At 75.1% G+C, this 12,767-nt stretch carries 16 protein-coding genes; 9 read left to right on the top strand and 7 right to left on the bottom strand.

All coding sequences use genetic code 11. From position 1 onward, the window contains the following. Positions 1 to 25 precede the first annotated feature (25 nt). The 5 genes from WFI00_RS06300 (at position 26) to WFI00_RS06320 (ending at position 3,655) form a co-directional block, all read left to right on the top strand. Entirely contained in the window at positions 26 to 436 is a 411-nt protein-coding gene (locus WFI00_RS06300) for an Imm70 family immunity protein (RefSeq protein WP_336631478.1), read from the top strand. 108 nt (positions 437 to 544) lie between these two features. Next, positions 545 to 2,137: an SDR family oxidoreductase gene (locus WFI00_RS06305; RefSeq protein ID WP_442928304.1), complete on the top strand. Its 1,593-nt coding sequence runs from the start codon at positions 545 to 547 to the stop codon at positions 2,135 to 2,137. Beyond that, positions 2,103 to 2,699: a GNAT family N-acetyltransferase gene (locus tag WFI00_RS06310; RefSeq protein WP_336631480.1), complete on the top strand. Its 597-nt coding sequence runs from the start codon at positions 2,103 to 2,105 to the stop codon at positions 2,697 to 2,699. Before WFI00_RS06305 ends, WFI00_RS06310 begins: the two co-directional genes overlap by 35 nt. Positions 2,700 to 2,753: 54 nt before the next feature. Beyond that, positions 2,754 to 3,233: a MogA/MoaB family molybdenum cofactor biosynthesis protein gene (locus tag WFI00_RS06315; protein WP_336631481.1), complete on the top strand. Its 480-nt coding sequence runs from the start codon at positions 2,754 to 2,756 to the stop codon at positions 3,231 to 3,233. Next, entirely contained in the window at positions 3,230 to 3,655 is a 426-nt protein-coding gene (locus WFI00_RS06320) for a molybdenum cofactor biosynthesis protein MoaE (RefSeq protein WP_336631482.1), read from the top strand. Before WFI00_RS06315 ends, WFI00_RS06320 begins: the two co-directional genes overlap by 4 nt. A gap of 34 nt (positions 3,656 to 3,689) precedes the next feature. Here the strand turns inward: WFI00_RS06320 and WFI00_RS06325 are convergent, their stop codons facing one another. The 6 genes from WFI00_RS06325 to WFI00_RS06350 form a co-directional block, all read right to left on the bottom strand. After that, a complete protein-coding gene (locus tag WFI00_RS06325) occupies positions 3,690 to 3,923 on the bottom strand; it encodes a MoaD/ThiS family protein (RefSeq protein WP_336631483.1) in 234 nt (77 codons plus the stop codon). Then, the gene (locus WFI00_RS06330) at positions 3,923 to 4,195 is read right to left on the bottom strand and encodes a DUF6457 domain-containing protein (protein WP_336631484.1); all 273 of its coding nucleotides are present in this window, start codon (positions 4,193 to 4,195) and stop codon (positions 3,923 to 3,925) included. The genes WFI00_RS06325 and WFI00_RS06330 overlap by 1 nt, the downstream gene beginning before the upstream one ends. Continuing rightward, on the bottom strand, positions 4,192 to 4,830 hold the full coding sequence (gene mobA / locus WFI00_RS06335) for a molybdenum cofactor guanylyltransferase (RefSeq protein ID WP_336631485.1): 639 nt from the start codon (positions 4,828 to 4,830) through the stop codon (positions 4,192 to 4,194). The genes WFI00_RS06330 and mobA overlap by 4 nt, the downstream gene beginning before the upstream one ends. Then, entirely contained in the window at positions 4,827 to 5,297 is a 471-nt protein-coding gene (gene moaC, locus WFI00_RS06340; protein ID WP_336631486.1) for a cyclic pyranopterin monophosphate synthase MoaC, read from the bottom strand. The genes mobA and moaC overlap by 4 nt, the downstream gene beginning before the upstream one ends. Positions 5,298 to 5,345: 48 nt before the next feature. Next, entirely contained in the window at positions 5,346 to 6,653 is a 1,308-nt protein-coding gene (locus WFI00_RS06345) for a molybdopterin molybdotransferase MoeA (protein WP_336631616.1), read from the bottom strand. A 77-nt stretch (positions 6,654 to 6,730) separates the two neighbouring features. Further along, positions 6,731 to 7,870, bottom strand: a complete 1,140-nt coding sequence (locus WFI00_RS06350; protein WP_336631487.1) for a ThiF family adenylyltransferase — start codon at positions 7,868 to 7,870, stop codon at positions 6,731 to 6,733. 107 nt (positions 7,871 to 7,977) lie between these two features. Between WFI00_RS06350 and WFI00_RS06355 the strand changes: the two genes are divergently transcribed. Genes WFI00_RS06355 through WFI00_RS06370 form a run of 4 tightly spaced genes read left to right on the top strand, consistent with a single transcriptional unit; the run spans position 7,978 to position 11,085 of the window. Beyond that, entirely contained in the window at positions 7,978 to 8,370 is a 393-nt protein-coding gene (locus WFI00_RS06355) for a TOBE domain-containing protein (protein WP_336631488.1), read from the top strand. A 5-nt stretch (positions 8,371 to 8,375) separates the two neighbouring features. Beyond that, on the top strand, positions 8,376 to 9,176 hold the full coding sequence (gene modA / locus WFI00_RS06360; protein ID WP_336631489.1) for a molybdate ABC transporter substrate-binding protein: 801 nt from the start codon (positions 8,376 to 8,378) through the stop codon (positions 9,174 to 9,176). Beyond that, positions 9,173 to 9,991, top strand: coding sequence for an ABC transporter permease (locus tag WFI00_RS06365; protein WP_336631490.1), 819 nt, complete (start codon positions 9,173 to 9,175; stop codon positions 9,989 to 9,991). Before modA ends, WFI00_RS06365 begins: the two co-directional genes overlap by 4 nt. After that, positions 9,988 to 11,085, top strand: coding sequence for a sulfate/molybdate ABC transporter ATP-binding protein (locus WFI00_RS06370; protein WP_336631491.1), 1,098 nt, complete (start codon positions 9,988 to 9,990; stop codon positions 11,083 to 11,085). The genes WFI00_RS06365 and WFI00_RS06370 overlap by 4 nt, the downstream gene beginning before the upstream one ends. 27 nt (positions 11,086 to 11,112) lie before the next feature. On the opposite strand, the gene cydC is transcribed toward WFI00_RS06370, so the two are convergent. After that, positions 11,113 to 12,747 carry a thiol reductant ABC exporter subunit CydC gene (gene cydC, locus WFI00_RS06375; RefSeq protein WP_442928307.1) on the bottom strand — a complete coding sequence of 545 codons (1,635 nt, stop codon included), beginning with the start codon at positions 12,745 to 12,747 and terminating at the stop codon, positions 11,113 to 11,115. Positions 12,748 to 12,767 lie beyond the last annotated feature (20 nt).

A 12,767-nucleotide genomic window follows, 5' to 3' on the forward strand; every position in this document is an offset into this window, starting at 1 on the left:
AACGGGGGACTTCTACACTCGAAGAATGAGTGTGAGTCTGCGCGTGGGCCCGATCGCGTATCCGATCGGGCGCCCCGACTTCCTGGGCTCGTTCTTCGACACCGTCTGCGTCCGGACCGAGCAGGGCCGCCGCGGCTCGCGCTTCCCGGTGCTCGCCGCGTTCTACCGTGACGGGGAACTGTCGCCGGAGGACGCCGCTGCGGCTCGCGACGAGCTGGTGACCGTCCGAGGGGAGCTCCGGCACTGCCCTCCGGATGACGTGGTGTGGGATGCGGACGCCCCGGGGGCCCTTCCGCCGTGGGGGACGGACGTGTCCGAGACCATCACCTCGCTCGGCGACTACTTCGTCACGGCCGACGGTCGGGATCTGATCGACGTCATGGACGGCGCGCTGGACGCGAGCGTCCGCACGCACAAGCCCGTGCGGATCCTCTGAAGCGACGGTGCGACCCCGCCCGCACGCGTGCCGTACGACGACCTACGTGAAGACCGTCGCCCGCGCAAGGGGATGCCCGGAGCACAGCGGCTGCGTAGCGTGACCGGCATGGAGCATGCGGAGACCCGTCTGTCCACCCCGACGGGCGAGGAGGAGGCGCTGCGCGCGCAGCCCGGCGCCGAGGGGAAGCCGCCTCTCGCGCTCGTGCTGGGCGCGACCGGCTACATCGGCGGGCGGCTCGTTCCCCGGCTGATCGCGGCGGGCTACCGCGTGCGCGTCCTCGTGCGGGACCCGGGGCGCCTGGCCGCCTTCGACTGGGGCGACCGCGTCGAGGTCGTGCCGGGCTCGGCGACGGATGCCGCGGCGCTCGCCGAGGCCTGTGCGGACGCGGACGTGCTGTACTACCTCATCCACTCGATGGGACAGGGCCGCGGCTTCGAGGCGGCCGACCTCGAGGCGGCCCGCGCCGTCGCGTCGGCCGCGGCGACGGCATCCGTCCGCCGCATCGTCTACCTCGGGGGTCTGCATCCCGACGGAGTGCCTCTCAGCCCTCACTTGCGCTCGCGCGTCGAGGTGGGCGAGGTGCTGCTCGCGAGCGGGGTGCCGACCGTCGTGCTGCAGGCGGGGGTCGTCATCGGATCGGGGTCGGCCTCGTTCGAGATGATCCGCCACCTGACCGAGGTGCTGCCCTACATGCCCGCGCCGCGCTGGGTGCGCAATCTCATCCAGCCGATCGCCGTGCGCGACGTGCTGCACTACCTGCTCGGGGCCGCGCGGGTCGCCCCGGAGGTCAACCGCACCCTCGACATCGGCGGACCGGACGTGCTGCGCTACGGGCAGATGATGAACGGCTACGCCGTCGAGGCGGGTCTGCCGCAGCGTCCGATCGCGCCGCTTCCCGTCCTCACCCCGGGCCTCGCCTCGCACTGGGTGAACGTCGTCACACCGGTGCCCCGGTCGATCGCGCGGCCGCTCATCGCCTCGCTGCAGAACGAGTGCGTGATGGACGACCACGACGTGGACGCCCTGATCCCGCCGCCCGAGGGCGGCCTGACCCCTTACCGTCGGGCGGTGGCGCTCGCGCTGGGGCGGGTGGAGGCCGACTCCGTCGAGACCAGCTGGCAGGACGCCGAGGTCAGCGGCGTCCCGTCCGACCCTCTCCCCTCCGACCCGGAATGGGCCGGGCGCACCGTCTTCACGGACGTCCGCACGGCGCAGACGCCCGCGTCGCCCGAGCGGCTCTGGGCCGTGATCGAGGGCATCGGCGGCGAGAACGGCTGGTACTCGGCCCCGCTGCTGTGGGCGGTGCGCGGCTGGATGGACCGCTTCGTCGGCGGTGTCGGCCTCGCGCGGGGGCGGCGCAACCGCGCCCGCGTCGCCGTGGGGGATGCGATCGACTTCTGGCGGGTCGAGAAGGTCGAGCCCGGGCGCCTCCTGCGCTTGCGCGCGGAGATGAAGGTGCCGGGCCTGGCGTGGCTCGACCTCGCCTGCGAGCCCGCCGACGGCGGCGGCGCGCGGTACCGCCAGCGGGCGGTGTTCTTCCCGTCGGGGCTGGCCGGCCGGCTCTACTGGCTGGCGGTGCTCCCCTTCCACGGATTCATCTTCCGCGGCATGGCGAACCGGATCACGGCGGCGGCGGAGGCCGACACCGGCCTAGACTCGCCGGATGCCGAGCATCCGACCCTTCCGCCCCGGCGATGAACCCGCCCTCGCCGAGATCTGCCGGAGGACGGCGGACTCCGGCGGCGACGCGACGGGCATCCTCGACGACGACGAGATCTGGGCCGCCGTCTTCGTGCTGCCCTACGTCGCGCGCCATCCCGACCTCGCGTTCGTCGTCGAGGCGGACGACGGCCGGGTGATCGGATACGTCGTGGGAACCGACGACACGAGGGCGTTCGAGGAGTGGTTCGCGACCCGGTGGTGGCCGGGGTACGCGTCGCGGTGGCCGAACCCGGGTGAGGGGACGACGCGCCAGGACGGTGTCCTCGCGTACGCGTACGGCCGCCGGGCGGGCGCGGAGCCGTTCGGGGAGCTCTATCCGGCGCACCTGCACATCGATCTCCTGCCCGAGGCGCAGGGGCAGGGGTGGGGGCGGAGGCTCATCGAGACCCTCGTCGCGGAGCTGCGGCGCCGCGGCGTGTCCGGGTTGCACCTGGCCACCGGTGCCCGCAATGCGGGAGCGATCGCCTTCTACGCCCGGCTGGGCTTCGTGCGTCTCCCCTCGCCCCCCGACGCCGTCGCGTTCGGGATGCCCCTCTGACCGGGAGGTCGTGACCGCCGCACGTCCCCGCGTGCCCCGCGTTAGGGTGGCGGAGTGAGCAGCTCCGCCCTCGTGATCACCGTGTCCGACCGCTCCGCGGCGGGACGGCGGGAGGACGCGAGCGGCCCCGTGGCCGTGCGCGCTCTGCGCGAGGCAGGGTTCCACTGCCCCGAGCCGGTCGTCGTCCCCGACGGTGCGGACGCCGTGGAGCAGGCGCTCCGCGCGGCTCTCCGCGCCGGCGCCCGCCTCATCGTCACCACGGGCGGCACGGGTCTCGCCGCGCGCGACGAGACGCCCGAGGGCACGGCGCGCGTCCTCGATCGCGCTCTCCCCGGTGTCGCCGAGGAACTGCGTCGCCGAGGCCTCGCCGACACCCCGGCCGCGATGCTCTCCCGCGGGGTGGCGGGAACGGCCGGGGCCGCCCTCATCGTCAACCTTCCCGGATCTCCGCGCGCCGTGGCATCCGGGATGCCCGTGATCGTGTCGATCGCGCGGCACGCCCTGGCGCAGCTCGACGGAGGAGACCACGCATGAGCATCCGCATCGCCCGCATCAGCGACACCCCGCTCGACATCGCCGCGCATCTCGCCGCGGTCGAGGAGCCGTGGGTCGGTGCGGTCACCAGCTTCGTCGGCACGGTGCGCGCTCAGGACCCGGAGGCGCGGACGCCCGTCGTGGCGCTGGAGTACTCCGCGCACCCCGATGCCGCCGCGACGCTGCACGACATCGTCACCTCGGCGATCGGCGACCTGCGCGCCGTCGTCGCGGTCAGCCACCGCGTCGGTCGGCTCGAGGTCGGCGAGGCCGCCGTCGTCATCGCCGTCGGGACGGCGCACCGTGATGACGCCTTCCGGGTGTGCCGGGCGCTGATCGAGGAGATCAAGCGCGCCCTGCCGGTGTGGAAGAAGCAGTGGACCGACGACGGCGACGCGACGTGGAAGGGCATCGGCGGCTGACATCCCGCTCGCGCCGGCCCCGCGCGACGCCGGGTCAGCCGCCGGCGAACGGCGGGAGCACGTCGACGAGGGTGGTCTCGCCGAGCACCTCGTCGTCGCCCGCGCGACGGCCGTCGACGAGCACGGCGCAGCGCGGCAGGAGGTCGAGGAGGGTCGGATGCGCCTCGGTCAGCGCCACGCGCAGTGCGCCGAGGGTCGTCTCGGCGCGGTGCTCCTCCGCGCGACCGGCGAACTCCTCCGCCGCCGCGAAGTAGCGCACACGGGCCATCAGCGCGCCTCCCCGTCCCAGTCGGCGGCGAGGGCGACGACCGCGGCGACGGCCGCGCGCACGTCGTCGGGGGAGCCGCCCGCCCGACCGGCGACGAGACCCGCCGCGAAGGCGCTGAAGGGCGCGGCGGGGCGTGCGACGCCGTTCGCGACGTCGCGCGCGAGGTCGAGCACGAGTCCGATCGGCAGGTCGTCTTCGGCGAGACCGAAGCGCTCGCGCAGCGCGGCGGCCCAGGCGTCGAGGGCCTCGGGGGGAAGGGTGCGGTCGCTCATGAGGTCTCCTTCGGGGTCGGAGCGGAGGTGATGGTGGCGGCGGGCAGGACCGCCCCGGCGCGGAGCGCGTCGTCCCAGGTGTCGATGTCCCTGATCTCCCGTGCGCTCGCCGGTACCACCGCCGGATGCAGCGCCGAGAGGAGCGCGCGCGCCGGCGCGTCGACGCCGTGGTCGGCGAGACCTTCCGCGGCCCGACGCAGCGCGGTGGTGCGGTAGAGGCCGGTGAGCCACTGCGGGCGCCCTTCGGCGTCCGCGAGGCAGAGGCCCGCTCCCGGATCGGGCATCGCCGCGCGTGCGGCGGCCAGGCGGGCGACGGCGGACGCCGGATCGACGAGGTCGGCGGCGAGCACGAACGTCCAGGCGGCGTCGGGGGATCCCGCCGCGGCGAGGGCGGCGACGATCGCGGCCGCGGGGCCGGCGAAGGGAGGATGCTCGCGCACCCACGTCACGGTCCCGTCGAGCTCCGCGCGGGCGGGCCCGACGACGAGCACCGGTGCGCATCCCGACACGGCGTCGACGGCGCGCTGCAGCAGGGCGCGTCCGTCGACCTCGAGCATCGGCTTGTCGATGCCGCCCAGGCGCGACGCGCGACCCCCGGCGAGGAGGATCGCGGCCGTGCCGGCGCGCGCGGTCATTCCGGACGGGTCCAGTCGCCGCTCTTGCCGCCGGTCTTGCGCACGAGGCGCACGTTCTCGATGGCGGTCGACTTGTCCATCCCCTTCACCATGTCGACGACGGCGAGGGCGGCCACGGCGACCGCCGTGAGCGCCTCCATCTCGACTCCCGTGCGGTCGGCCGTGCGAACGGTGGCCTCGATCTCGATGCCGTCCTCGACGATCTCGACGTCGACGACCGCGCCGTGCACACCGATGACGTGGGCGAGCGGGAGCAGTTCGGGGGTGCGTTTCGCTGCCTGGATGCCGCTGATGCGCGCGACAGCGAGCACGTCTCCCTTCGGGGTCGAGCCGTCGCGGAGTGCGTCGACGACGTGCGGCGCGCAGCGGACGAATCCGCGCGCCGTCGCGGCGCGCACGGTCGGCTGCTTCTCGGTCACATCGACCATGCGGGCGTGGCCGGCGGAGTCCAGGTGGGTGAACGTCATGGCATCCTCGGGTCTTTCGGGTCTTCGATGCTCCGGTGGGCGGAGCGTTCAGTCGATCAGGATCACATCGACGGGGTCGCCCGCCGCGACGGCGTCGACGTCGGCCGGGACGACGGCGTACCCCTCGGCGCCGCCGAGCCGCCCCGCGAGGTGCGACCCTCCGCTCGAGGCGGGGACGGCGCGCCAGGCGGCCGGGTCGGTGCGGTCGATCGTCACCGGCAGGTACTGGCGGCGTCCGGGCGGGGTGCGCCACGCGGAGGCGGCGGGCAGGCGCACCACGGGACGACCCGAGGTCGCGCGGCCCTGCAGCGCGAGGAGGGCGGGGCGGACGAACACCTCGAACGAGACGGCGGCGCTGACGGGGTTGCCGGGGAGTCCGAAGAGCAGCGTGCGTCCGGCGACTCCGAACCCCTGCGGCTTGCCGGGCTGCATGGCGACCTTCCGGAAGGTCATCTGCGCGACCGTCTGCCGGACGACCTCGTAGGCACCCGCGCTCACGCCGCCGGTGAACACGACGACATCCGCGGCGTCGGGTCCGACGGTCACCCGGGTGAGCAGGTCGCGCAGCGCGGACCCCTCGTCGTCGACGATCTCGCGGCCCACGACGCGTGCGCCCGCGGCGGTGACGAGGCCCGCGAGCAGGATGCCGTTGGACTCGGGGATCCGGCCGTGTGCGAGCTGCAGGTCGTGCGGGTCCCGGTTCGCGGCCTCGGCGCTCCCCGTGACCTCGCCACCAGCTCCGTCGCCCGCGAGCCGCTCGACAGGCACCAGCTCGCTGCCGGTGGAGACGATCACCACCCGTGGCGGTCGCGCGACCTCGACCTCGGTGATGCCGACGGCCGCGAGGGCCCCGACCTGGAGCGGCCCCAGCAGGGTGCCGGATGCCAGGACGACATCGCCCCGGCGCGTGTCCTCTCCGCGCCGGCGCACGTGCGCCCCGACAGCGTGGGGTGCGCAGGTCACGGCGATCTCGCCGAGCGAGTCGGCGAGCCCGCCCACGGTGTCTTCGAACGGCACGATCGCGTCCGCCGCGGACGGCAGCGGCGAGCCCGTCATGATGCGCACCGCCTCGCCCGCGGCGAAGGCGGGATCGTCGGACGTCCCCGCGGGGAGGTCGGCGACGACCCGCAGCCGGGCGGGGGCGGCGGCGCTCGCCGCGGCGACGTCGCGGTGATGGACGGCGAACCCGTCCATGGCGGAGTTGTCGAACGGGGGCAGGTCGACCCGTGCGCGCGCCGGTGCCGCGAGGGTCGCGCCGAACGCCTCGGCGAGGGGGAGGAGCCGAGTCGGGACGGGGGTGACCGCGTCGAGGATCGTCGCGAGGTGCTCCTCGACCGTGACGAGCGCGTGCGCGATGTGCCCGGTGGATCCGCCGTGTGCGTCGCGTCGTGGCGCCTCCGCGGTCGCCGCCGGGCCGGAGGAGCCCGGCTCCGTCACGTCCACGCCGCCAGCCCGCCCACCAGCACGCGGGCGTCCACCCCGCGCGCGTGCAGCACCTCGGCGGCCTGCTGCGCGCGCATGCCGTGGGCGCAGATGACGACGACCGGGCCGTCGGCGTCGAGCTGCCCGGGGTCGGCGAGGAAGTCGCCCAGCGGGATGAGCACCGAGTCGGCGACGATGCCCGTCTGCGTCTCCCACGGTTCGCGCACGTCGAGCAGGACGGCATCCTCCTCGTCCTTCGCGGCGAGCATCTCGGCCGCGGTGACGTGCGAGATGGCGGGGGCACCCCCGCCCAGGGCCGACGACGGGGCGGGGGACGCCATGTCGTCCGTGTGCGGTGGCGGGGAACCGGCGAGCCCGCGCTCGGCGGCCGGGTGCAGCTCGACCTCGGTGACGCGGCCCTGCAGGGCATCGACCACGAGCACGCGCCCGAGCAGGGGCTCGCCGACCCCCGCGATGAGCTTGATCGCCTCGGCGGCGAGGAGCGAGCCCACCTGCAGCGTGAGCGCACCGAGCACTCCCACGTCGGCACAGCTCGGTGCGTCGCCGACGCTCTCGGGCGGGTGCAGGTCGGCGAGGACGACGGCCTCCCGGCCCTCCGGCGGGGCCGACCAGAACACGGTCACCTGGGCATGGAACTCCTGCACGACGCCCCACACGAGCGGGATGCCGCGCCGTTCGCACGCGGCCGCGACGACCGTCCGGGTGGCGAACGTGTCCGAGCCGTCGATCACGAGGTCCGCCCCCGCGAGCAGACGGTCGGCGTTCGCCGCGTCCAGTCGCTCCCGCAGCGGCACGACGCGCGTCTCGGGGCTCAGCTCGGCGGCGACGCGGACGGCGGAGTCGACCTTCGGTGCTCCGACGTCGGAGAGCCGGTGCAGCACCTGGCGCTGGAGGTTCGTGACGTCGACGTCGTCGTCGTCGATGACCGTCACCGTGCCCACGCCCGCGGCGCAGAGAGCCAGGATGGCCGGTGAGCCCAGGCCGCCGGCACCGACGACGGCGACGTGAGCGCCGGCGAGGCGACGCTGGGCGAGCTCGCCGAAGCCGCGCAGCGCCGTGTGGCGGCGGGTGCGGGCCTGTTCGGCGGCGGAGAGCGCGTCGACGGGCGCGACGAGAGGGGGCAGCGGCATGCGATCAGGCTAACCCCGGGGAGGCCGGCGGGAGACTCCCGTTCGTGGGGACCGCACGGGCGGAGTTTTGGCCGTCATCGATCCGCGGATGCGGGTAGGTTCGTCGCATGGCCGCGTATCGCATCTCCGAAGCCGCACGCCTGCTGGGCGTCAGCGACGACACCGTCCGGCGCTGGGTCGATCAGGGCGCCCTTCCGACCAGCGGCGCCGTGCCCGCCGAGATCCCTGGCACGGCGCTCGCGGCGAAGGCGGTCGAGCTCGCCCACACGCCGGGCGACCCGACCGACCGGCTCTCCAGCGCGCGCAACCGGTTCACCGGCCTCGTGACGCGCGTGCAGCTCGACGGCGTCATGGCCCAGGTCGACATCCAGGCGGGGCCGCACCGCGTCGTCTCGCTCATGTCCGCCGAGGCCGTCCGCGAGCTCGGGCTCGAGCCCGGGTCGCTCGCCGTCGCCGTCGTGAAGGCCACCACCGTCATCGTCGAGATCCCGAAGGACTGATCCCCATGCGTCGTCGCCCCCTCACCCTTCTCGCCGCGGCCGCTGTCGCCGCACTCCTCGCGGGGTGCGCGGGAACCGGCGCCCCGGCGGCCTCGTCCGACGCGCCGTCGCCCTCGGCGTCGTCGCTCACGGGAACCCTCACCATCTCCGCCGCCGCCTCGCTGAAGAAGGCGTTCGACGAGCTCTCCGTGCGCTTCGAGGCGGAAAATCCGGGCGTGGACGTCCGACCCATCGCCTACGACGGCTCGTCCACCCTCGCGACGCAGATCATCGAGGGCGCCCCGGTCGACGTGTTCGCGTCGGCCGACGAGAAGAACATGCAGAAGGTCGTGGACGCCGCGCTCGCCGCGTCCCCGTCGCTGTTCGCGACGAACACCCTGACCCTCGTCGTCCCCACCGGGAACCCGGGCGGGGTGACGGGCCTCGCCGACCTCTCGAAACCGGATGTCGACGTCGTGCTGTGCGCCGCGGAGGTGCCGTGCGGCGCGGCATCCACGACGCTGCTGGCGAACGCGGGTGTCGAGGTGTCGGCCCGCAGCTACGAGCAGAACGTGACCGCCGTCCTGACGAAGGTGGCCGCGGGCGAGGCCGACGCGGGCCTCGTGTACGTCACGGACGCGAAGACCTCGGGGGATGTCGAGACGATCGCGACGGCGGGCGCGGACGAGGTCGTCAACCGGTACCCGATCGCGGCGCTGACGGGGTCGTCGAACCCCGACGCCGCGGCGGCGTTCGTGCGGTTCGTGCTGTCGGATGCGGGGCGCTCGGTGCTCGACGGTCTCGGATTCGGGACGCCCACGCCGTGAGCGCCGCGACGGCGCAGCGACGGGGGTTCCTCCCGCAGGTGCTGCTCGTGCCGGCGGTGCTGGGTCTGGCCCTTCTCGTGGTGCCGTTGACGGCCCTGGTGGGGAGGGTCGAGTGGTCGACGCTCGTCGCCGACGTCACGTCGCCCGAGGCGGTGTCGGCTCTCGGTCTGTCGCTGCTGACCGGCGCCGTGGCCACGGTCGTCTGCATCGTGCTGGGGGTGCCGCTGGCCCTCGTGATCGCCCGGTCGGGCGACCGACTCGCTGCGGTGCTGCGGGCCGTGGTCACCGTTCCTCTCGTCCTTCCGCCGATGGTCGGCGGCGTCGCCCTGCTGTTCCTCCTCGGGCGGAGCGGGTGGCTCGGGGGGCTGCTCGAGGGCGTCGGGATCCGGCTGCCGTTCACCACGCCCGCCGTCGTGATCGCGCAGTCCTTCGTGGCGCTGCCTTTCCTCGTGCTCGCGCTGGAGGGGGCGCTGCGAGCGACGGGCATCGGCTACGAGCAGGCGGCGGCCGCGCTGGGCGCGGGGCGGTGGCGGATCCTCTGGCGGGTCACCCTGCCGTTGGCGGCCCCGGGCCTCGTGGCCGGAGTCGTGCTGTGCTTCGCGCGGGCCGTGGGCGAGTTCGGCGCGACCGCGCTGTTCGCCGGGAACGCGCCCGGAGTGACCCAGACGATGCCCCTCGCGATCTACACCGCCTTCAACGGTGCCGGCGTCTCGCAGGGCACCGCGGTGTCGCTGTCGCTCCTGCTGCTCGTGACGGCGGTGGTCGTGCTGCTGCTGGTGCGCGCGTGGCGCCCGGCGGCGGGGGTCGTCCGGTGAGCACCGCGGGCCTCGGGTCGGAACGCCCCGGCGGCGGAGCGCGTCTGGACGTGCACGGCGTCGTCCGGCGGGGCGGCTTCGAACTGGATGCCCGCGTGGCCGCCGGGCCCGGCGACGCGGTCGCCGTCATGGGCCCGAGCGGCGCGGGCAAGTCGACGCTCCTCGCGGTCGTGGCGGGGCTGCTCCGCAGCCGCGAGGGCCACGTGCGCGTCGACGGCCGCGACGTCTCGAGCCCGACGACGCAGGTACCGCCGAAGCACCGCGGCGTCGTCCTGCTCGGCCAGGACCCGCACCTCTTCCCGCACCTGTCGGCGCGTGAGAACGTCGTCTTCGGGCTGCGGGCGCGGCGTCGTGCGTCGTCCGCGGCGCTGCGCGCGGCGGCCGACGCGTGGCTCGATCGTGTCGGGCTCGGAGCGCACCGCGCACGGCGGCCCGACGCGCTGTCGGGCGGCCAGCGCCAGCGCGTCGCCCTCGCCCGTGCGCTCGCGACCGCTCCGCGCCTCCTGCTGCTCGACGAGCCGTTCGGCGCGCTCGATCCGGCCACGGCGACGGAGATCCGGGGCGTCCTGGCCGACCAGCTCGCCGCCACGGGGACCACGACGGTGTTCGTCACCCACGCCGTCGTCGACGCCCTCGTGCTCGCCGATCGGCTCCTCCTGCTGGAGGAGGGGCGCGTCGTGCAGGACGGGCCGCCGCGCGACGTGCTGACCCTGCCGGCCACCCCGTTCGCCGCGGGCCTGGCCGGGGTGGCCCGCGTGCCGGGCACCGTCCGGGCGGGCGTGTGGCGGGCGGCGGGGCTCGCGCTCCCCGCCGCGGAGCTCCCCGACACGGACGCGGTCGCCTTCGTGCCCGCCGAGGCCGTGCACCTCGTCGCGGATGCGGCGGCGTCCGCGTCCGGCCGCCTGGCCGTCTGGCGCGCGCGCGTCGTGCGTGTGGACGCCACCGTCGCGGGAGCGCGCGTGCAGACGGCCGATCCGATCGTCTCGGTCGACGTCCCGGTGACGGCGCTCGCCGAGCATCTGCCGCGAGCCGGGGACGAGCTCACCCTCGCCGTCGACCCCCGGGCCGTCCGCATCCAGGCCGACCCCGGCTGACGTCGGCGGGGAGATGCTCGACGCGGGTCAGGACGCCAGGCGTCCGGCCGCGAGGCGCACCGTGCGGTCGACGAGCCCCGCGGGAACGGCGACGTGCGAGATCAGGACGACCGCCTGGTCGTCGCCGACGGCCCCCAGAAGATCGGCGAGCAGCGCATCCGATGCGGCGGGGTCCACGCCCGCGGTCGGCTCGTCGAGGACCAGCACGGGGAAGGCGCGCAGGATGCCCCGCGCGAGCGCGATCCGCTGCGCCTGCCCACCCGACACGAGCGCTCCGCGCTCGCCCACGCGGGCATCCAGGCCTCCGCGCTCGCGCAGCCATGCGCCCAGACCGACGCGCTCGAGGACCGCCACGAGCTCCTCATCGGTGGCCGTATCGCGGGCGAACAGCAGATTCTGCCGGATGTCCTCGTCGAAGAGCATCGGCTGCTGCTCGCACAGCCCGACGGTGCGTCGCACGGCATCCGCGGGCAGGCGGTCGACGGGTATGCCCCCGACGGAATACTCGCCCGCCGTCGGCTCGAGGAAGCGCGCCAGGACGTGGGCGAGGGTCGTCTTCCCGGCGCCGCTGGCGCCCACGACGAGGAGGCGCTCACCCGGTTCCACGTCGAGGTCGAGGTCGGAGAGCGAGGCGACGTCGGCTCCCGGCCAACGGGCGGACACGCCGCGCAGGCGCAGGCCGGCACCGAGCGGCGCGTCGCCGTCCGACGGCTCGACGTCCTCCGTCGGCAGCTCGGGCGGCACGGTCGACGGCACCGATGCCGCGATGCGCTCGGAGGCCGCGCGCACCTGACGCCAGGCCGATGCGGCGAGGGGGACGGCCGTGAACACCTCGAACACCGCCATCGGCACGAGCACGGTGACCGCGAACGCCGGCGCCGTGATCGCCCCGTCGCCGAGCGCCGGGCCCGCCACGAGGACGGCGAGAACCGAGGCCGCCCCGGCCAGCAGTGAGACGAGGGCGGTGGTCCCCGCCTGCGCCCCGGCGCGACGGACGACGGCCCGACGCAGGGCGGCGTCCGCCCGGCGGATGCGCTCTCGGCCCGCGTCCTCCGCGCCGTACGCGACGAGGACGTCGAGGCTGCCGAGGTGATCGAGGACGGCGTCCGCGAGGTGGGCGCGCAGCGGCGCAATCGAGCGCTCGGCGCGCGATCCCGACGCCCACCCCCAGAACGTCGCGACGAGAGCGGCGACGGCGAGACATCCGAGCAGGGCGAGCGCCGCCGGCCACCAGATCGTCGCCACGAGGACCACGGCGCCCAGCGCCACGCACGCGGAGGACACGAGCGGCAGGACCACTCGCAGCGGGAGGTTCTGCAGCTCGTCGACGTCGTCGACGAGAGCGCCGAGCACCGAACCGCGGCGGGTGCGCGCCAGCCCGTCGGGGGCGAGGGGGATCACGCGCCGCAGGAGGTCGGTCCGGGTCGTCGCGAGTTGCCGGAGGGTCGCGTCGTGGCTCGCGAGACGCTCCGTGTAGCGGAAGGTCGCCCGGCTGAGCGCGAAGGCGCGCACCCCGACGACGGCAGCCCCGAGGAAGAGGACGGGCGGCTGCTCGCTCGCGAAGACGATCAGCCAGGCGCTGCAGGCGAGGAGGGCGACGGCGGATGCCTCGGACAGGAAGCCACTCGCGGCGCCCGGCCAGAAACGCCGCAGCGGCGGCATCGCGCGGCGGAGGATCTCTC

The sequence above is a fragment of the Microbacterium sp. MMO-56 genome, from assembly GCF_037146215.1.
In the GTDB taxonomy this organism is placed as follows: domain Bacteria; phylum Actinomycetota; class Actinomycetes; order Actinomycetales; family Microbacteriaceae; genus Microbacterium.